Below are 19,680 nucleotides of genomic sequence, written 5' to 3'. Positions count from 1 at the left end.
GAAACGTTCGGGGGGAGGTGTCCGGGAGGGCCCCCGGGGGCGCCGGAACCCGGCCCTGTTCCGGGTCAGCCCGCGCATCTGCGCGCGGGCTGACCCGCTCGCGTACCCCCGTACCCAGCCGACCGCCCGCCCTCGTACCGGCGTCAGGCGCAGGTGTCCCGCGGCTCCTGCGGGCGCGCCTGGAACGTGGGCGACTGCGGTACGGCCTCCCGCAGCGCCCTCACCAGCGCGTCGGCCCCCTGGCCGGCGACCTCGCGCTCCAGGCTCCCGTCCTCACCGGGTTCCGCGACGAGGGCAGGGGCCGGGGTGACGGTCCGGCCCTCCAGTTCCCCCCGCCCCAGCACTCCGCCGTCGAACGGCACCTCGGAGCCCTCGCCGAGGCCGCGCCACTGACCGGGCTCGGCAACCTCCCCGGAACACACCGCGTCCTCCCAGGCGAGCGCCATGACGTACCAGTGACCCGGCTCGACGCGGGGCTGCTCGGCGAGCGCCATCCGCAGACGGTTGTCCGTGTCCCCGTCGGAGAACTGCCAGCCGACCGCGTCGTAGGCCCAGACGGCCGGAGCGGGCCGGGATGCGCCGGGACGGGACCACAGCACCTTCTCCACCTTCAGGTCCACTGTGCGACCGATCACCCCCTCGCCCCTCGCCAGTTCCTCCTCCGTGGGGGCGATCTCCGTTTCGGCGGTGGCCGAGACGACCACGACGTGGTCGGCGTAGGTGACCCAGTCGGAGGCCGTGGTGTTCGGCAGGTGGGCCGCGCCGTGGCCCATCAGGACACTGTCCGTCGAGTCGGACGGGGCGGACGGGGCGGCGGAGCAGGCCGCCAGGCCGGAGCCCAGGGCGACAGCCGCGACGGCGACCGAGAGGGAACGGCCGACGCGGTGGCGGCGTATTCCTCCACCGGGTTCAGTACGTCGCATTGATGTTCTCCTTGTTGTTCGCCCCGAGGGAGCTGGCGAATTCGACGGGCGTCTGCAAGCAGCCGAGACGGACGTCCGTCTTACTCAGCTTGGGGCTGGCCGAGTTTCCGTGGGTGAGTCCCACGGCATGGCCGGTTTCGTGGCAGCTGAGGCCGGGGCTGTAGTGGGTCGGGCGGATACGGATGTACTGCTGATCGCAGCGCAGGGTGTCAGCGGCGTCGTTGCACCAGGTGACCCCGTTGGCGCTGGAGGCGACATTGGTCGAACTCTCCTGATAGACGATGTCCGTCTCGCTCGCCCCGGAGAACGACGGCGTGGAGTCGTAGGTGATCGTGAGATCGGTGGGCGCGTACTGGGACGTGAGCATGTTGGAGACGATGCTGCGGTCGTCGCTCTCCAGCTTGTCCGCGCCGCTGCTGTCCATGTAGTACGTGACAGTCGCGTTGTCCGTCTGGCACGCGAGGGTGCCGTCGGTGCCGTCGGCGCGGTCGCGACAGGAGCCGCCGAGGTTGGCGGTGGGCCACATGTTGTCGGTCACGGCGGCCTGCGACACCCCGGTGCCGCTGAGCCAGAAGGCCGCGGCGAGCGCGGCCGATATCCTCACTCGCTTTCGCGCGAGCGGTCCCCCGAATTCCCTGAACAAGGTCGGTTCCCTTTCGTGAGGTCATGAAAGGCGACGGATTGACGCGAGGGACCGTACAGCCGCTTCGTGACAGAGGCAGCGCACAGCGACGCAGCACTTCGCCCCCCGCTACCGCCGCTTGGGGCTGCACTTCGAGAAGACTAGAGAAAATTCCTTCATTTCACAGCTCCCTCGAGAAGCATTTCTGAATTTCCATGCCCCAGGACCGCATAACCAATAGAATTAGCCGCTCCAGATAGCCCGTGACGGCGAAAAAGCGACGCGCTAAATGACCTGATTACAGCAGCGAATTACTGTTTGACGCGATGAGCGGACCCCTTCGGCGGGCGATACCGGCTCCACCGGGAGCGCGGCCCGTTCCGTGGGCACGGGTCGGGGCAGGCCGTCACGGCACCGCCGGTGCGTACTCACCCGGCGCCGCCTCGACCGCCGGGTGACGCCCGCCCGAACGCCGCCGGCCCCGGCGGGGCCTCGCCATCCGCCCGCGTCGGCGCATACCGTACGGGGCGACGGAGGAGGCGATCACGTGGCCGGACTGCGGCTGGGACCCCTGCTGAGATACGCCGACAGCACGTCCGCGACCGTCTGGGTCGAGGCGAGCCGCCCGTGCGACGCCGAGGTGCGCTGCGCGGACGGCTCCGGCGGCACGGCCCGGACCTTCCAGGTGGCGGGCCACCACTACGCCCTCGTCCCGGTCACCGGGCTCACCGCGGGCACGACGACACCGTACGAGGTCCACCTCGACGGCGAGCGGGTGTGGCCGCCCGCCGACTCGCCCTTCCCGCCCTCGGTGATCACCGCGCCGGGGGTGGAGAGCGGTGACGCCGGTGACGGTGACGGGGGTGCGGCCGTGCGGGTCGCCTTCGGGTCGTGCCGGTGGGCCTCGCCGCCCGGCGGTGAGAAGGACCCGGTCGGGCCGGACGCGCTGGACAGCCTGGCCACCCGGATCGCCGCCGACCCCGACGGCGAGCGGCCCGACGTCCTGCTGCTGCTCGGCGACCAGGTGTACGCCGACGAGACCTCCGACCGCACCCAGCGCCGGATCGCCTCGCGCCGCACCCTGGAGGAGGCGCCGGGCAGCGAGGTCGCGGACTACGAGGAGTACACCTGGCTGTACTACGAGTCCTGGCTGGACCCCGAGGTCCGCTGGCTGCTGTCCACCGTGCCGAGTTGCATGATCTTCGACGACCACGACGTCATCGACGACTGGAACACCTCCGCCGCCTGGCTCACCGACATGCGGGGCACCGCCTGGTGGCGCGAGCGCATCCTGAGCGGCCTGATGTCGTACTGGGTGCACCAGCACCTCGGCAACCTCTCCCCCGCCGAACTCGCCGCCGACCCGCTCTACGCCGCCGTCCGCGCGACCCCCGACGCCACCACCGTGCTGCGGGAGTTCGCCTCCCGCGCCGACGAGGAGCCGTCCTCCGTGCGCTGGAGCTACCGGCGCGACTTCGGCCGGGTCCGGCTGCTCATGGTCGACTCACGGGCAGCCCGCGTCCTCCAGGAGGACGAACGGGCCATGATCGACCCCGGCGAGGAGGCCTGGCTGCGCGAACAGGCCCTGGACGCGCGGGAGTCGTACGACCATCTCCTCGTCGGGACCTCCCTGCCCTGGCTGCTGCCGCACCTCGTGCACGACGCCGAGGCCTGGGACGCGGCCCTGTGCCGGGGCGAACGGGGCGCCCGCTGGGCACGCTGGGGCGAGAAGATCAGGCGGGCCGCGGACCTGGAGCACTGGGCCGCCTTCCCCGACTCCTTCGCCCGGCTGACGGCGCTGCTGGCCGAGGTCGGCACCGGCGAACGGGCGCCCGCGAGCGTGCTGGTGCTCTCCGGCGACGTGCACCACGCCTACGTCGCCGAACCGCGCTGGCCCGGCACCGCCCCCGACGCCCGGGTCCTCCAGCTGACCTGCTCCCCCGTCCACAACTCCATCCCGATGACGATGCGGGTCGGTTTCCGCTTCGGCTGGAGCGCGGTCGCCCGCGGGCTCGGGCGGCGGCTGCTGCGGCACGGACGCTGCGAGCGGCCCCCGGTGGACTGGCGGAAAAGCGGCGGGCCCTGGTTCGGCAACCAGCTCATGACGCTGACGATGCGCGGCCGTTCGGCCCGGCTGCGGCTGGAACACGCCCGTGAGGACGGCGGTCTGGTGACGGTGGAGGAGTCGGAACTGACCCGCTGAACAGCCCGTTACGGTACAACTGGGGCTCCTGGGGCCCACGTTGGCTTCCGTGGGACACGGGGGCATGATGAGGCGGACCGTCCGCTTCCAGCGGGGTGAGCGGGTCGTGCGGTCCGGGTGAGTGAGCCGGGTGTGCCGCGCGGGCCCGCCGCGCCGCCGGGGCAGGCCGCTCCATTGCGCCCCACACGCCCGGGAGTTCCTTCCTTGCCCTCCGCGTCCCCCGCCGGTCCGGCCTCCGCCCCGGCCTCCGCTTCGGCTTCCGTTCCGGCTCCCGCCGCGCCCTCAGCCGTCCCGGCGCCCGCCGCGCCCACCGCCCCGTCGGCGATCCCGGCGACCCCGGCCATCTCGGCGGCCTCCGGACCGGCGGTCGCCGCGTCCGCCGAGCTGTCCGTCGCGCTGGTCGGGGCCGGGCCGCGCGGCACCAGCGTGCTGGAGCGCCTGTGCGCCTCCGTGCCCGAACTGCTGCCGCCGGGCGCCCGGTTGACCGTGCACGTCGTCGACCCGGCCCCGCCCGGCGCGGGCCACGTCTGGCGCACCACGCAGTCTCCCGAGCTGCTGATGAACACGGTCGCCTCGCAGGTGACGCTCTTCACCGACGAGAGCGTGGACTGCGCGGGCCCGATCCGGCCCGGCCCCAGCCTGCACGCGTGGGCGGACGGCGCCCTCGGCCCCGACGACTACCCGACCCGCGCGCTCTACGGCCGTTACCTGGAGTGGGTGTTCGCCCGGACCGTGCGCGACGCCCCCGCCGCGGTGCTGGTCCGCGTGCACGCGGCGCGCGCGGTCGCGCTGGACGACGGTGCCGACGGCCGCCAGGCCCTCACCCTGGACGACGGTCTCGTCCTGCCGGGCCTCGCCGCCGTGGTCCTCGCCCAGGGCCACCTCCCGGCCGCCCCGGACGCGGAGGAGTCGCGGCACGCGGCCCACGCCCGCCGCCACGGCCTGCGGCACGTCCCGCCCGCCAACCCGGCGGACGCCGACCTCACGGCCGTACGCCCCGGCGAACCGGTGCTGCTGCGCGGGCTCGGCCTCAACTTCTTCGACCACGTGGCCCTGTTGACGACCGGACGCGGCGGCCGGTTCGTGCCGGGCGCCGACGGCGAACCTCCGCGCTATGTGCCCTCCGGGCGGGAGCCGCGGCTGTACGCGGGGTCGCGGCGCGGGGTGCCGTACCAGGCGCGCGGCGACAACGCCAAAGGACCGTACGGCCGTCACGTGCCGCGCGTACTGACGCCCGACGTGATCGCGGGCTTCCGCAAGCGGGCGGACTCCGGGGACGCGCCCGACTTCCTCGCGGAGATATGGCCGTTGGTGGCGAAGGAGGTCGAGACGGTCTACTACGCCGCCCTGATCCGGTGGAGCGCGGCCGGGGCACGGACGGCAAAGGGAGCGGCGGAGCAGACGGCGCAGGGAGCGGCGGAGCAGACTGCGGAGGGGGCAGCGGAACGGGTGGCGGAGGCGGAAGGGGCGGCGGCGGCGCGCGAGTTCGCCGGACGCTTCCTCGCCGTCCCGCACGGTGACCCCGAAGAGGCCGCCGTCCTGGGCGCGTTCGGCGTCGCGGCGGCGGACCGGTGGTCCTGGGAGCGGGTCTCCCGGCCGTACGCGGGACGGGAGTTCGCGCATCCTGGGCAGTGGCGGGAGTGGCTGACGGCGTATCTGCGCCGGGACGCCGCCGAGGCCGCGCTCGGCAATGTGCGCGGGCCCTCGAAGGCGGCCCTGGACGTCCTGCGCGACCTGCGCAACGAACTGCGGCTGGTGGTCGACCACCGGGGCCTGACCGGCGTCTCCCGCCGGGACCACCTCGACCGCTGGTACACGCCGCTCAACGCGTTCCTGTCCATCGGCCCGCCCCGGCGCCGGATCGAGGAGCTGACCGCGCTCGTCGAGGCGGGGGTGGTGGAGGTGCTCGGGCCCGGCCTCCGGGTGCGGGAGGCGGCGGGCGGCTGGGTGGCGTCCTCCCCGGCGGTGCCCGGCTCGGCGGTCCGCGTCACGACCCTCGTCGAGGCCCGGCTGCCGGAACCCGACCTGCGCCGCACCGCCGACCCGCTGCTCGCCCGGCTGCGCGCCACGGGACAGTGCCGCCCGCACACGGTCGACGGCTTCGAGACCGGCGGCCTGGACGTGACCCGGCGCCCCTATCGCCTGATGGACCGTCAAGGAGTGCCCCACGAAAGGCGGTTCGCCTTCGGTGTCCCCACGGAGGGTGTGCACTGGGTGACCGCCGCGGGCGCCCGACCCGGTGTGGACTCGGTGACCCTGTCGGACGCGGACGCCGTGGCACGGGCGGCACTGCGAGCGGCGGCGGGGGACGCGGTCGGCGCGCCCGGGACGGAAGGCGGGGGAAGCGTGCGCGGCGCGGAGGAGGCGGGAAGCGCGGTCGAAGCGGAGGGCGGGGTACCGGCCATGGCTGAAAGTTGAACTTGCAAGTTCAACTTAGGGATACCTAACGTAGGTGGCTCATTCGGTACCGCTGTCCCCACCGGCCCCGCCCCTCCCCAGGACGGGCCGTCCGCATGAGACCGAACATGACACCGAAGGAGTCCCCCATGCCTTCCGCCCTGTCCGCTCGCCTCGACGGCGCCCAGCCCTACGCCATAGGTCTGTTCCGCATCGTCGTCGGCCTTCTCTTCGCCTGCCACGGCGCCGCCTCGCTCTTCGGCGTCCTCGGCGGAGCCTCCGGCTCCGGCGGCACGGTCGACGCCGGCACCTGGCCCGGCTGGTACGCGGCCGTGATCCAGCTCGTCTGCGGCGTCCTGGTGCTGATCGGCCTCGGCACCCGCGCCGCCGCGCTCCTCGCCTCCGGGTCGATGGCGTACGCGTACTTCAAGGTCCACCAGCCGTCGGCCCTGTGGCCGATGGAGAACGGCGGCGAGGCCTCCGCGATGTTCTGCTGGGCCTTCCTGCTGCTGGTGTTCACCGGTTCCGGCGCCCTCGGCGCGGACCGGGCGCTGCGCCGCCGCACGGCGAGCGCGCCGCGGACCGCCGCCGAGCGCACCCCGGTCGTCGCCTGACCGCGGGACCGCGTCCCGCCGCGGTCCCGCCACGCGTCCTCGGCACTCCCCCGCACTCCCCCCGGTGGCCCCGGCGGACATCCGCCGGGGCCACCGGCACGAGCACCGGCACGAGCACCGGTACGCGTCTTACGGCACGGTGTGCCCGGTTAGGCGGCGCCCGGCCCGACGTGCCCGGCACGCCCGTGAACACACCGTGCCGAACAGATGAGCCCCCCGTGATCTTTTCGTCACCCTTCAGGCGTACGCTGTATGGCTGTCATGGCCGCACCTGCCGCTCCCCCGCGACACAGCGGCACGGTCGGGCCGACGGGGGAGACGACGGGGAGAGTCCGCGGTGTTCGAGAGTGCGGGAGCGTTGATCGGCGCTCCATGGATCTACGTGCTGGTGGCCCTGTCCGTTCTGCTGGACGTGTTCCTGCCCGTCCTGCCCAGCGGGGTGCTCGTCATCGCGGCGGCCACCGCGGCGGCGGCCGGGTCGGGGGCCGCGACCGGCCGTGTCCCGCACGAGGTGCCGGACATCCTGGCGCTGATCCTGTCGGCGGCGACCGCCTCCGTCCTGGGCGACCTGGCGGCGTACCGGCTGGCCTGGCGCGGCGGGGACCGGCTGGACCGCGCGATCTCCCGCTCCCGGCGCCTGACGTCCGCGCAGGAACGTCTCGGCGGCGCCCTGGCGCGGGGCGGCGGCGCGCTGGTCGTACTGGCCCGGTTCGCCCCGGCGGGCCGCTCGGTGGTCTCCCTCATCGCGGGCGCCGCGCACCGCCGCGTCCGCGACTTCCTGCCCTGGTCCGCGCTGGCGGGCCTGTCCTGGGCGGCCTACAGCGTCGCCCTCGGCTACTTCGGCGCCCACTGGCTGGGCGCCACCTGGCTGGCCACGGGCGTCTCCTTCCTCGCGCTGTTCGGCGCGGGGGCGGGGGCGGCGTACCTGATGCGGCGGGCCCCGGCGGGCTGAGGAGCCCTGCGGGGCTTGGTGGCCCGAAGGCCCCGTAGACCTCAGGCGGCCCAGCCCGGTTCTCGTAGGACCCGTAGCCCTCAGGCAGTCCGGCCCGGCTCTCGTAGAACTCGTAGCCCTTAGAAGAGCTAACAGAAAGCTTTGACGCGGGGGTAGGTGATCAGGGAGCAGGCCAGTTTGAGGAGGGCTTCGTGGATGTCGTCGCGGATCTCCCAGCGGATCCGTAGGCGGCGGAAGCCGTGGATCCAGGGGTTCGTGCGCTCTGCTGCCCAGCGGACGGCGCCGAGTCCGGAGCCATGCGGGGTGCCGCGGCGGGCGGTCACCGGCTTGATGCCGCGCTGCCACAACAGGCGGCGGTACTTGTCAAAGTCGTGGCCGCGGTCGGCGAACAGCTGCCGGGGCCGGTGACGTGGCCTTCCGGTGCGGCCCTTGATGTGGGGTATCGCCTCGAGCAGGGGCAGCAGCCGTATGTCCGGGTGGTGCGCGGCGATCCGCAGACGTTGGAACCCGGCGGGCATCAGGGGCGGGCCAGAGCGGCGATGTCGTCCAGTTCGTCGTGGTGATGGGGCAGGGCCTTGCGTAGTCCTTGGTGGAGCTGGATGAAGTGGGCGGCGTCCTGCTCGGTGTAGGGGCGCTGCTGTTCGGCGGCCAGCGCCCATGAGGCCCGGGGGGGGCGGTGGGCTACTCCTGGCGCAGTAGGGCGTGGCCCTCAACAACTGGAAGGTCGGTGACATCCCTTCTAGCCTTCGTCTAGGTGGAAGGTGGACCGACAGGCTCACAGCCGAAGGTGATACTTAGCCCGGAGCGGCGGAGAGGAGACCCCTTCGGCCGGCCTCGCAGCAGGAGGCAGGACACGACGAGACGATCCCGGCACCCCGGCATCCGCAGCCTGCCGAACCCGCACCTCTGCGTGGCGACCGAGCACCTCCAAACGCCCGCCATAGCAGGCCCGTGGCCCACACCCAACGTGCAATCACTGCGAGTCACACGCGTCGGTGGTCTTGTCGTGGGAGTCTTTCTGCGGCTCTCGTCGGGAATGCAACCAGCACGGCCGCCGACTCGACGCCCTCTTGCGGGTCACGGCCCGGCCTCCTCACGGCTGCCTTCCGTCCCCGTCACGGTGTGGGACTTCGGGAGGGCCCAGTGGAGCCAAGATCGAGTCTCCCACCTCGTCGGCGGGTAACCCCATCACGCGGGTACGGCCCCGAACCGTTCCCGCCCTCACAGAAGGGCGGCCATCATGGCTCGACTCGGCTGGACCATGGAACAGCGGGCAGGCGTCAAGGCCTACAGCCGACTCTCCACCTTCTTCGCCGTGCTGTGCCTGGCCATCGGCATAGCGACCCTTGCCATGGGCAACGCGGCCGGCTGGGTACTGATCGGCCTGGCAGTCGTCCTGTGGACGGGACTGCTCCTGTTCCTCAGGTACACCAAGAAGTCCCAGCCCTGACACTCGAACCGTGGTCCCCTGGCACACCGTCCGGGGGACCACCCGCCCGTAGTCCGTCTCCGACATCTGAGGTCGCTGCGCTGCACGTGACGGTGGCGGCGACAGCGGGACATGCCTACTCCACGTCGGCCCTGCCCTCCCGCCGGCTGCGCGTGTTCGCATACCGCGTGCCGCAGCACGTCGTCGTCGGCGTCGTAGAAGACGTGCTCGATCTCCAGGCACACCCGGTCGTGGAGATCCCGAAGTGGCGGGCCTCCTGCTCGTTCACCTGCAAGTCCCGGCTGCCGGTGACCATGCGCACCGTCCCGGCCGGTGCGCCCGGCGGCGGCTCGACAGCATCCAACCGCGCCCGTCCCGGCAGGAGGTGTTCTATGCCCGAGATGTTCGACGCGGTCGACGCGCTGGTCGCGTCCCGCTCCGCCCTGCCGTCGGCGGAGGAGCAGGCACCCCGGCCCGCGTCCATGCCCGTGACGTACCGGGCACCTGCTCGCGTCTCCGCGGAGGAGGCGGTTCGCCATACGCGATAAGTGCGTGCTTCGCCTCATGGTCCTGTCCGGCGCTCGTGGAGACGGACTTGATCAGCCGTGTTGGCGGGTGTGGCTGTTGGTGGAATTTTTCTTTCCGTATTTGTGACGCTACGTCATGTGATGGAAGTCATGGCGGGGGTGGTGGCGGGGGTGTCCTCGTAGGTCCGTTTAGTTGATCTTGATGTTGTTGTGTCCCTGGCTATTTTGCGAATCGATCACTGTTCCTTTACATGTCTGATCGGCAGGGAGATTCGTGAGATCTGTGGATGAGCTGCCCTCTTCCGAAGTGAGAGGGCGGTTCTGGTCGGAACGAAGTCGGAGTCTGCGCCTCGTAGCGGGCGGGCTTGCGGTGCTGATGTCGGTGTCGCTGATGGAGGGGGTGGCCTCGGCGACGCCGGACGGGTCGCCTGAGAAGGCGCCGGCGCCGAAGGCCGCGGCGGCTTCGAGTGCGGCGGACATCGTGTCGGCGAGGGTTGCGGCGCGCTTGGCGGACCGCCGGGTGGAGGCGTTGTCGGAGCGTACTGAGACGTCACGGACGTGGGTGAATGCGGATGGGAGTCTGACGACTGAACTGTCGGCAGGTCCGGTCCGGTTCGAGGAGGACGGCCGCTGGATCGATGTCGATGTGAACCTGCGGAAGTCGGGGAACGGGGTGGCGCCGGTCGCGCACCCCAACCGTCTGCGGCTCGCGGGCCGTAGCGGCACACCTGCGGCGTCACTGGGGGCTGCTCAGCGGGCTACGCCCGTCGACCTGGTGACACTGGGCGAGGGCAGTGAGCAGATCACGCTCCAGTGGAAAGGCGGATTGCCCGAGCCTACGCTGCAGGGCACGCGCGCGGAGTACCGAGAGGCGGTGCCGGGCGCGGATGTGGTGGTGGAGGCCACCCGTACCGGTTTCGAGCAGTTCGTGGAGGTCAAGAAGAGGCCCGCTGGAGACTATGCGTACACGCTGCCGCTGAGGGCAAAGGGCCTGAAGGCCAAGCAGTTGGCGGACGGCAGTGTGGTGTTCACCGGTAGGAAGAACGCGAAGCGGGCTGTCATGCCCGCGCCGGTGATGTGGGACGCTGCCGTAGACCAGCGTTCGGGTGAGCACGTGAACCGGGCCCGGGTCGCGATGAAGGTCGTCCAGAACAAGAACGGCGTGGACCTGGTGATCACGCCGGACGCGAAGTTCCTGGCGGACCCCCGGACCCGGTACCCGGTCACCGTGGACCCGTCGACATCGTCGCTGTCGAACGTCTTCGACACCTACGTCCAGCAGGGCGAGACGGTCGACCTGTCCACAGACACGGAACTGGACTTCGGCAATCCGGGCACGACCAACGGTGACGGAACGCCGCGCACCGCGCAGTCCTTCGTCAGCTGGAACACGTCCCCCGTCGCGGATGCGCTGATCTCCAGCGCGAAGCTCAGCCTGTGGAACTTCCACTCGGGCAACACCGACTGCTCGGCACAGTCCTGGGAAGTGTGGTCGTCACCTGCGGCGTCGACGTCGAGCCGGTGGACGAACAGGCCGACGATGACGGCGAAGAAGGCCACCTCGACCGAGACCCGTGGCAATCCCTCGTGCACCTCGGCACCCGATGGCTGGATCAACGCCGATGTGACGCCCTTGGTGCAGGAGTGGGCATCAGCCAAGGCCACCCGCGGCCACATGGGTGTGCGGGCGACGAACGAGTCGACGGTGCCGCAATGGAAGCGGGTGAACTCCGCGAACGCGGCGTCCAACCCCCCGAAGCTCGTGGTGAACTACAACTACCGGCCGCGTACCGGCACGAAGCAGCAGGCCGGTCCGCCGTTCTTCTCCTACAGTGGTGCCTACACGGTCAACACGCTCACGCCGGCGCTGCGTGACACGTTCGTCGACGCCGACGGGGACAAGGTCAACGGCACGTTCCAGATCTTTGACAGTGCCACGGACGCACAGGTCGGCGACGTCATCGTGTCCAAGTACGTGGCATCGGGCCAGGCAGCTTCGGTGACTGTCCCGTCGGGGGTGCTCACCAACGGCAAGACCTACAAGTTCCGCACCTCGCCCTATGACGGCGTCCACTACAACACCGGCTGGTCGGCGTGGAAGACGTTCACGGTCGACACCGCCGCTCCCTCAGCGCCGGCGCAGATCACCTCGACGGACTACCCCAGCGGACAATGGGTGAAGGGCGCCGGGCAGGCAGGCGTCTTCACGGTGACCCCTCCGTCTGCCGACCACAACTGGCTGGAGTGGTCACTGGACGGTGTGACCTGGACCAAGGTGGGCACCAGCGGGGGCGCTGCGGCGAAGAACATCACCGTCACCCCGGCGAAGAACGGATCGCACACCCTGCAGGTGCGGGCCGTCGACAAGGCCGACAACCGGTCCGAGGCGAGGGAATACACCTTCCAGGTCGGCCCAGGAGGGTTCGTACAGCCGGCCGAAGGCGATCGCACCGCGCGCCGGCTCCCGCTGATCGCGGAGGCCGACGCGTCCAAGTACGACAAGGTGTCCTTCTCCTGGCGCCGGTCCGAGGCCGACAACTGGACACCGATCCCGGCCGGGCATGTCACCTCCGGCGGCAGCGCACTGAGCACTTGGCCGGTCGCCCTGTCAGGCGGGAAGAACGCACCTCTGGTCTGGAACGCTTCCACCACGGTCGCTCCGGACGGCACCGTCCAGGTCAAGGCCGACTTCACCGGTCCCAACGCGGCCACTGCCGCCACCGCGCCGCTGACCGTGGTCGTGGACCGTAATGCCGACGGTGCGATGGCGACCGAGGTGGGTCCGGGTTCGGTGAACCTCCTCACCGGCGACCACACGCTGTCGGAGACCGACGCGTCGTTCTTCGGGATGAGCGTGACACGGTCGGCGTCCTCCCGTATTCCCGACCAGGGAGCCAAGCTGGAGGGCCAGGCGGCGATCTTCGGTAAGGAGTGGGTGGCCGGCACGGTCGCGGAGGAGTCCGAGTCCGACTACAGCCATCTGCGGTCCGTCTCTGCCACAGCCGTCGACGTGGTCCTGTCCGAGGGCGACAGCCTTCACTTCACCGCGAACGCGGCGAAGACCGGCTGGATCTCCGAACCCGGCGCGGAGGACCTCACTCTTCGGGACGGTGCGAACGGCACGTTCACTCTGTCCGACACCGAGGGCACGGTGACCACGTTCGCCAAGCCGTCCGCTGCGGCAACCACCTGGCAGGTGTCCTCCACGCTGCTGGACGGGCTGGCCAACGCCACGACCAAGGTGGTCTCCGAGACCGTCGACATCGCCGGGAAGACCCTGGCTCGCCCCAAACGGATCATCGCGCCGACGACGGCCGCGACCACGGCGGCCTGCGAGGCCGATCCCGCCACCAAGGGCTGCCGGGTCCTGGAGTACGTCTACGCCACCGCGACCACGGCCACCGGCACCGCCGGGGACGCGGACTTCGGCGATGTCACCGGCCAGGTCAAGCAGATCAGGCTCTGGGCCACCCAGCCCGGCGCGTCCGCCGCGACCGCCACCCCTGTCGCCAGCTACCGCTACGACTCCGCCGGGCGGCTGCGGCAGTCCTTCGACACCCGTCTCGGACAGCAGGCCCAGACCCAGTACGCCTACTCCTCAGAAGGCCGTGTCACCCGCCTCGAACCGGCCGGCGAACTCCCGTACACCTTCACCTACGGCAACGCGGGCACAGGCACGACCGCCGGCGAGGGGATGCTGTTGCAGGTCTCCCGCCCGGCGCTCCAGCAGGGTACGGCTGACACTACTCATGGCGACGCCGTCACGAGCATCGTCTACGGCGTGCCGCTGACCGGTACCAAGGCGCCTCACGCCATGGGTTCATCCGATGTGGCCGGTTGGGGCCAGAGCGACACTCCCTCCGACGCCACCGCGGTCTTTCCCGCAGACTCGGTTCCCCCGTCCAACGACGGTGGACAGCTGTCGGCCACCGGCTACAGCCGCGCGACGGTGCACTACCTCAACGCGTCCGGCCGCGAGGTCAACACTGCCACCCCGGGCAAGCACATCACGGCCACCGAGTTCGACCGCTTCGGCAACACGGTGCGGGAACTGACCGCGGCCAACCGCGAACTGGCCCTCGGCACCACAGCGGCAGACAGAGAAGTCCTGACCGACCTCGGCATCATCGCCCGCTCACCCGCCGAGCGAGCCATGTCGCTGTCGACGACATCGCTGTTCAATGCGACCGGCACCCGCGAGCTGGAGGAACTCGGACCGATCCACCGCGTCGATCTCAGCGAAGACCTCAAGGACGGCTCCACCGTCCTGGTCCAGGCCGGCGTCTCCGTCCCTGCGCGGACCTGGACGGTCAAGAACTACGACCAGGACCGCCCCACCGACGGCACCGCCGTCATCAAGGACCAGGTCACCAAAGAGACCACCGGCGCCCGGGTGCGTGACTACGACGCGGTCATGGGCGACCAACGCGTCAACGAGACCCACTACGACTGGGCCAAGGGCCTGCCCACAGCCACCATCCAGGATTCCGGCGGCCTGAACCTGACCACCACGACCGGCTACGACGCGCAGGGAAGGGTCATCTCCCAGGCGCTGCCCGGTTCCACCAGCTCCGACGCCGCCACCCGCACCAGCCAGTACTGGACGGCCACCGGCACCGGAACCTGCCAGGGCCGCCCCGAATGGGCCGACCAGCTCTGCCGGACCGCCGCAGCCGGCGCCATCACCGGCGGCGGCTCCAACCCCACAGCCCTCCCCGACGCCACCACCGAATACGGCTACTTCGGCCAGACCACCAAGGTCACCGAAACATCGGGCGGCCAGACCCGCACCACCAGCACCACCCACGACAGCGCCGGCCGTCCCCTGAAGACGACCGTCACCGCCACCCTCGGCCAGGCCATCCCCGAGACAACCAACGAATACGACCCCGCCACCGGCAAGGTCACCAAGGTCACCTCCACCACCGGCGGCACCATCACCAGCGCCTACGACAAACTCGGCCGCCTCATCTCCTACACCGACGCCGACAGCGGAAAGACCACCACCGAGTACGACAACCTCAACCGACCGGTCAAGGTCAGCGACACCGTCCCCTCCACCGTCACCTACACCTACAACCCCACCGCTGAGCCCCGCGGACTGGTCACCAAGACCAGCGACTCCGTCGCCGGTGACTTCACAGCCACCTACGACGCGGACGGCTCACTCGCCACCGAGAAACTCCCCGGCGGCTACACCCTCAACATCACCGAAGACACCACCGGCGCCACCACCTCACGCGCCTACACCCGAGACAGCGACGCCACCAGCGTCTACACCGACACCGTCACCGAGAACACCCACGGCCAGGTCGTCAGCCACCAGGGCTGGTCCGCACAGAAACACACCTACGACAAGGCCGGCCGCCTCACCACCACCGACGACACCGTCGGCGAGGTCTGCACCCGCCACGCCTACACCTTCGACAAACGCACCAACCGCACCGCCCTGGCCACCTCCACCGCCGCGCCCTCCAGCGCCTGCACCTCCACCGCGGCGACCACGACCAACTACGCATACGACAGCGCCGACCGCTTGGCCGACTCTGGTTACGCCTACGACACGTTCGGCCGCACCACCGCTCTGCCGGGCAGCACCATCAGCTACTACACCAACGATCTCTCCTACCAGCAGACCACCGGCAGCAACCGCCAGACCTGGCAACTCGACGCCGCCCACCGCTTCCGCTCCTGGAAGACCGAAACCGGTAGCGGCAGCACCTGGACGCAGACCGCCTCCAAGCTGAACCACTACGACAGCGACGGCGACAACCCCCGCTGGATCATCGAAGACACCGGAACCGGCGCACTCACGCGCAACATCGAGTCCACTTCCGGAGACCTCGCCGCCACCACCGCCAAGACCGGCAACGTCACCCTTCAACTCAGCACGATCCACGGTGACATCGCTCTCCAACTACCCCTCGACATCACCCAAGCCCCCGCCGCCCTCGACAGCGACGAATACGGCAACCCCCGCCCTGGCCAGATAGCTACTCGCTACAACTGGCTCGGCGCCAAACAACGCTCCACCGAAACCCTCACCGGGCTCACCCTCATGGGCGCACGTCTCTACAACCCCACCACCGGACGCTTCCTGTCCATCGACCCCGTCTACGGCGGCGGCGCCAACGCCTACGCCTACCCCGGAGATCCCATCAACCAGTACGACCTCGACGGAAAGCGCTGGTCATGGAAGTTCTGGCGGTACCAGAAGGTCCGCCGTCTAGGGGCCCGTGGGCTGGGCTACGGGCTCGCTGGTGTCGGTCGCTTGGCGGGATACAAGTGCAGCTACCGGTACGGCATGAGGGTCTGCCGAGGTGGATGGGGCCTCCACGCACGTGGTGGCACAACTCTCGGCACCACGTACTTCACGTCCAACAACCGCTCCTACCTCACAAGAGACCGGATCAGACACGAAAAAGCACACAGGGCCCAGTGGCTTCGCTATGGTCTGGGCTTCGGTATCCGCTACCTGCGTGCAGGGTCGAATCCCTGCGGCAACCGGTGGGAGCGGCGGGCGGGATGGCGCAGTGGAGGCTACAGATGTTGATCCCTTCGGGGCGCCCGTCACAGAGTGCTCGTGCAGTCCGCGGCGGTGCCACGTTCCTTCTGCTCGCAGCCCTCAGCACGTCCTGCGGTCTCACGCCCGAACACCCAGGTGACGATGCCCTGCTACTGGGTTTCCGGGTCACGCCCGCAGGTGTCGAGGTCAAGGTGCCCGTGTGCCCCGGCGACGAGTTGTCCCGTGTCGAAGTCTGGGACCCAGGCAGCGACACGAGGAAGGAAAGGCTGCTGTGGTGGGGCGACGCTCCTTCCGGAGCCGACGCTGCCGACGGGTTGCTACGGCTGTGGTCGTCAGTCGGCTACCGCAAGGTCTCCGCGACTGGCATTCCCGCCGGGCCTCTGCCCCTTGTCGATGTGTCCGTGACATACCGGGACCAGGAGGATTCCGTGGGAGACCTCGTCGACCTCAGCAAGGCCGCGGACAGCAGCGCGGGCGACAAGTACTGGACGATCAAGGGTGATTCGGTGACCGCGCGAGAAGTCGACGAGCAGTTGTCATGCCCTGCGGATCAGCGACAGTGACCGGGGCCGTCAGCACGCTTTGGTTCCCCTGATCTGTCGCCATGGCCATGGTTTGGCCAACTTCGTGCCGTGTCACCTGCCGCCTGCGGCACGTGACACGGCACGAGGAGTTTGTGGGCCTGGATCGTTAGAGGCCGTTTTCGCCCTGTTTTTCATCCCGATATGGCATGTTCGGTGTTCTCTTTCGGGTCGCTCCAGGAGATCGTGTTCTCGCCGGTGACGGGGCGGGCCATGAGGTCGGTCATGGCAATGTGGACCACCGCTTCGGACCGGGTCGGCAGCGTTTCGCAGTCGCGGGCCAGGCGGCGGTGGAGCATGAGCCGGCCGTAGGTCCGCTCGACCGCCCACCGCTTCGGCATCGGGGCGAACCCCTTGGTCCCGGGCTTGCGGGTGGTGATCTCCATGTCGATGCCGAGGATGGCGGCGTGCTCGACGAGGTGCCGGCGACAGCCGCCGTCGACCCAGACCTTGCGGATGCCGGGGTGCTCGGCGGCGACCCGGTCGAGCAGCGTGGTACCGGCGACGGAGTCCTGCGCGCTCGCCGCGGTGACCAGCACCGCGAGCAGGAGTCCGAGCGTGTCGGTGACGATGCTCCGCTTCCGGCCTACGATCTTCTTCCCGGCATCGACGCCCTGGCCAGAGGCATGGAAGCTGGTGGAGGTCTTGACGCTCTGAGCGTCGATCACGCAGGCCGACGGCTCGCCGTCCCGTCCCTCCTTCTCCCGCAAGAGCTGCCGGAGAAGGGAGTGTCTGATCAACGGCGGATCTGATGATCAAGGAGATACGTCCGATGACGGAGACCGCCGTGGAGAACGAGCAGGCCGAGCAGGTGGTTCAGGCGCCGTCGAGTTCAGTGTCGGACGAGCAGCTCGTTGCGATGCTCGTTGACCGGGCCCGGAGCGAGGGGCTTCAGCTGACCGGCGAGGGCGGGCTGTTGCAGCAGCTGACCAAGCGGGTGCTGGAGTCCGCCCTGGAGGGCGAGATCACCGACCACGTCGGCTACGAGAAGCACGATCCGGCCGGGAAGAACAACGGCAGCAGCCGCAACGGGACCCGGGCGAAGACCGTGCTGACCGATGTCGGCCCGGTGGAGGTGAGGGTGCCGCGCGACACCGTCGGCAGATGAGCCTGGACCCGGCCGGCAAGGGCCGCAAGAGGTGGACCATGCGCTGGAAGGCGCCCCTGAACGCCTTCCAGATCGCCTTCGAAGGCCGCCTGACCCCGAATAGCAACTGACACCTCAACAACCAAGATTGGCCGTTAAGTTGACACACCCTGCCTTAGCTTGCGCAGCAAGGCGTGCTCATCGGCTTCGACCTGCCGCTGTTCGGCACTCAGCTGGTCACCGGCGTCGCTGATCCGGCGAGGCGCATCGTCGTCAAGGCTGCGGGCCACGGCTCGGGTCCTCTCGTGTGCGCAGGCTCAGCCGTCTGCTGGTCCGAGAGCTAACAGAAAGCGCTCGGGCGCCTATGTCTCTTGCCGTTCCAGCTTGTTGGGCAGGGCATGGGGAAGGCGAAGGGCCCGCCGTGGCTGGTGGCGGACGACTTGTGGGTGCGGATCGAACCGTTACTCCCGGTCAGGTCCCGGCGGGTGCGGAATCCGGGCCGGCTGCCGCTGAATGACCGCGAGTGCCTGCAAGGGATCTTGTTCGTGCCGCATACGGGCATCCAGTGGGAGTGGCTGCCGCAGGAGCTCGGGTTCGGCTCCGGGATGACGTGCTGGTGTCGGCTGCGGGACTGGAACGAGGCCGGTGTGTGGGACCGGCTGCACGAGGTGCTGCTGACCGGGCTGCACCAGGCCGGGAAGCTGGACTGGTCCCGGGCGGTGATCGACGGCTCACACCACCAGGCCCGCCGGGGCGGCCCGAAACCGGGCCGAGCCCGGTCGGCCGTGACGGACCGGGCTCGGAACACCACGTGATCACCGACGGACACGGCATTCCGCCGGCCATCACACTGACAGGTGGCAACCGGAACGACGTCACCCGGCTGCTGCCCCTGCTCGAGGCGATACCCCACATCAAGGGCCGCACCGGAAGGCCACGTCACCGGCCCCGGCAGCTGTTCGCCGACCGCGGCCACGACTTTGACAAGTACCGCCGCCTGTTGTGGCAGCGCGGCATCAAGCCGGTGACCGCCCGCCGCGGCACCCCGCATGGCTCCGGACTCGGCGCCGTCCGCTGGGCAGCAGAGCGCACGAACCCCTGGATCCACGGCTTCCGCCGCCTACGGATCCGCTGGGAGATCCGCGACGACATCCACGAAGCCCTCCTCAAACTGGCCTGCTCCCTGATCACCTACCCCCGCGTCAAAGCTTTCTGTTAGCTCTTCTAAGGCGGCACAGCCCGGTTCCCGTAGGACCCGTAGCTCTGGGGTCCTCCGTAGCCCTCGGGTCCTACGCAGCCAGCCGCCCTGCGGTCCTGCGCAGCCGCCCGCCTCCGGTCAGGCGCTGTCGGACGCGGGGACGCGGGCCTGTCCGCCCTGGCCGCGGATCTCCAGGCCGTCCAGCAGCGCGGTGGTCGCCGCCGCGACGGCCGCCACCGCCTCCTCGAACACCTCCCGGTTGTGCGCGGCGGGCGCCCGGAACCCGGACACCTTCCGCACGTACTGAAGGGCCGCGGCCCTGATCTCGTCGTCCGTGGCCTCTTCGGGCAGGGCGGGCGGACGAAGGGTCTTGATGCTCCGGCACATGACTCCAGTCTCACCCCACCGCCCCCGTCCCGTCGCCCCCTACGGGAGACCCGTGGGTGACTCCCCCAGGGACCCCGGGGACGGCAGGGACCCCGGGAACCGCAGGGACCTGTCCGCGGCCCCTCCGCACCTCCCCTCCGCGTCTCCCCTCCACGCCCCCGTCGCGCCCGGCCGCCGAACGGCGGGTGGTGGCCGTCGTGTGGCGGGTACGCCCCCGGCCCACGCCGTCCCATG

Annotated in this window: 12 protein-coding genes and 3 pseudogenes; 10 read left to right on the top strand and 5 right to left on the bottom strand. The window is 70.2% G+C overall.

Annotated features, from left to right (window positions below):
• Positions 1 to 143 precede the first annotated feature (143 nt).
• Positions 144 to 923: a hypothetical protein gene (locus ACIQPQ_RS02965; protein WP_401298893.1), complete on the bottom strand. Its 780-nt coding sequence runs from the start codon at positions 921 to 923 to the stop codon at positions 144 to 146.
• Positions 910 to 1,527, bottom strand: a complete 618-nt coding sequence (locus ACIQPQ_RS02960) for a hypothetical protein (RefSeq protein ID WP_401298890.1) — start codon at positions 1,525 to 1,527, stop codon at positions 910 to 912. The genes ACIQPQ_RS02965 and ACIQPQ_RS02960 overlap by 14 nt, the downstream gene beginning before the upstream one ends.
• A gap of 565 nt (positions 1,528 to 2,092) precedes the next feature.
• Here ACIQPQ_RS02960 and ACIQPQ_RS02955 point away from each other — a divergent pair.
• The 4 genes from ACIQPQ_RS02955 (at position 2,093) to ACIQPQ_RS02940 (ending at position 7,711) form a co-directional block, all read left to right on the top strand.
• Entirely contained in the window at positions 2,093 to 3,748 is a 1,656-nt protein-coding gene (locus tag ACIQPQ_RS02955; RefSeq protein ID WP_401298887.1) for an alkaline phosphatase D family protein, read from the top strand.
• A 342-nt stretch (positions 3,749 to 4,090) separates the two neighbouring features.
• Positions 4,091 to 6,166, top strand: coding sequence for an FAD/NAD(P)-binding protein (locus ACIQPQ_RS02950; protein ID WP_401299608.1), 2,076 nt, complete (start codon positions 4,091 to 4,093; stop codon positions 6,164 to 6,166).
• A gap of 128 nt (positions 6,167 to 6,294) precedes the next feature.
• The gene (locus ACIQPQ_RS02945) at positions 6,295 to 6,759 is read left to right on the top strand and encodes a DoxX family protein (protein WP_401298884.1); all 465 of its coding nucleotides are present in this window, start codon (positions 6,295 to 6,297) and stop codon (positions 6,757 to 6,759) included.
• 337 nt (positions 6,760 to 7,096) lie between these two features.
• Positions 7,097 to 7,711 (top strand): DedA family protein, encoded by a 615-nt coding sequence (locus ACIQPQ_RS02940; RefSeq protein WP_383771337.1) that lies wholly within the window; start codon positions 7,097 to 7,099, stop codon positions 7,709 to 7,711.
• Between the two features lie 128 nt (positions 7,712 to 7,839).
• Here the strand turns inward: ACIQPQ_RS02940 and ACIQPQ_RS02935 are convergent.
• Positions 7,840 to 8,178 (bottom strand): annotated as a pseudogene (locus ACIQPQ_RS02935) (transposase); the annotation flags it as partial.
• A gap of 773 nt (positions 8,179 to 8,951) precedes the next feature.
• Between ACIQPQ_RS02935 and ACIQPQ_RS02930 the strand changes: the two are divergent.
• From ACIQPQ_RS02930 to ACIQPQ_RS02915, 4 genes are all read left to right on the top strand, one after another.
• A complete protein-coding gene (locus ACIQPQ_RS02930; RefSeq protein ID WP_401298880.1) occupies positions 8,952 to 9,161 on the top strand; it encodes a hypothetical protein in 210 nt (69 codons plus the stop codon).
• A gap of 167 nt (positions 9,162 to 9,328) precedes the next feature.
• Positions 9,329 to 9,688 (top strand): hypothetical protein, encoded by a 360-nt coding sequence (locus ACIQPQ_RS02925; protein WP_401298878.1) that lies wholly within the window; start codon positions 9,329 to 9,331, stop codon positions 9,686 to 9,688.
• 355 nt (positions 9,689 to 10,043) lie between these two features.
• Complete coding sequence (locus ACIQPQ_RS02920; RefSeq protein WP_401299606.1) at positions 10,044 to 16,220, top strand: DNRLRE domain-containing protein; 6,177 nt, start codon at positions 10,044 to 10,046, stop codon at positions 16,218 to 16,220.
• On the top strand, positions 16,193 to 16,756 hold the full coding sequence (locus tag ACIQPQ_RS02915; protein WP_401298875.1) for a hypothetical protein: 564 nt from the start codon (positions 16,193 to 16,195) through the stop codon (positions 16,754 to 16,756). Before ACIQPQ_RS02920 ends, ACIQPQ_RS02915 begins: the two co-directional genes overlap by 28 nt.
• A 152-nt stretch (positions 16,757 to 16,908) precedes the next feature.
• On the opposite strand, the pseudogene ACIQPQ_RS02910 reads toward ACIQPQ_RS02915, so the two are convergent.
• A pseudogene (locus ACIQPQ_RS02910) lies at positions 16,909 to 17,505 on the bottom strand (transposase); the annotation flags it as partial.
• Between the two features lie 41 nt (positions 17,506 to 17,546).
• On the opposite strand from ACIQPQ_RS02910, the pseudogene ACIQPQ_RS02905 reads away from it, so the two are divergent.
• Positions 17,547 to 17,876, top strand: a pseudogene (locus ACIQPQ_RS02905) (transposase); the annotation flags it as partial.
• A gap of 383 nt (positions 17,877 to 18,259) precedes the next feature.
• Positions 18,260 to 19,080, top strand: a protein-coding gene (locus ACIQPQ_RS02900) for an IS5 family transposase (protein ID WP_401299603.1) whose coding sequence is annotated in 2 segments (ribosomal slippage) — positions 18,260 to 18,620 and positions 18,620 to 19,080 — 822 coding nt in all. Because the reading frame shifts where the segments join, the coding sequence is not laid out codon by codon here.
• 117 nt (positions 19,081 to 19,197) lie between these two features.
• Here the strand turns inward: ACIQPQ_RS02900 and ACIQPQ_RS02895 are convergent.
• The gene (locus ACIQPQ_RS02895) at positions 19,198 to 19,446 is read right to left on the bottom strand and encodes a DUF2277 domain-containing protein (RefSeq protein WP_401298872.1); all 249 of its coding nucleotides are present in this window, start codon (positions 19,444 to 19,446) and stop codon (positions 19,198 to 19,200) included.
• Between the last annotated feature and the right edge of the window lie 234 nt (positions 19,447 to 19,680).

Source organism: Streptomyces sp. NPDC091281, from assembly GCF_044757425.1.
Lineage (GTDB): Bacteria > Actinomycetota > Actinomycetes > Streptomycetales > Streptomycetaceae > Streptomyces.
The sequence above is the reverse complement of the archived record's forward strand: the minus strand, read 5'-3'. Positions and strand labels throughout refer to the sequence as shown.

What these genes read in the sequence shown, in the direction of transcription:
- ACIQPQ_RS02920 (WP_401299606.1), top strand. Translation starts at nt 10,044, where the DNA reads ATGTCGGTGTCGCTGATGGAGGGGGTGGCCTCGGCGACGCCGGACGGG.
- ACIQPQ_RS02915 (WP_401298875.1), top strand. Translation starts at nt 16,193, where the DNA reads ATGGCGCAGTGGAGGCTACAGATGTTGATCCCTTCGGGGCGCCCGTCA.
- ACIQPQ_RS02945 (WP_401298884.1), top strand. Translation starts at nt 6,295, where the DNA reads ATGCCTTCCGCCCTGTCCGCTCGCCTCGACGGCGCCCAGCCCTACGCC.
- ACIQPQ_RS02930 (WP_401298880.1), top strand. Translation starts at nt 8,952, where the DNA reads ATGGCTCGACTCGGCTGGACCATGGAACAGCGGGCAGGCGTCAAGGCC.
- ACIQPQ_RS02895 (WP_401298872.1), bottom strand. Translation starts at nt 19,446, where the DNA reads ATGTGCCGGAGCATCAAGACCCTTCGTCCGCCCGCCCTGCCCGAAGAG.
- ACIQPQ_RS02965 (WP_401298893.1), bottom strand. Translation starts at nt 923, where the DNA reads ATGCGACGTACTGAACCCGGTGGAGGAATACGCCGCCACCGCGTCGGC.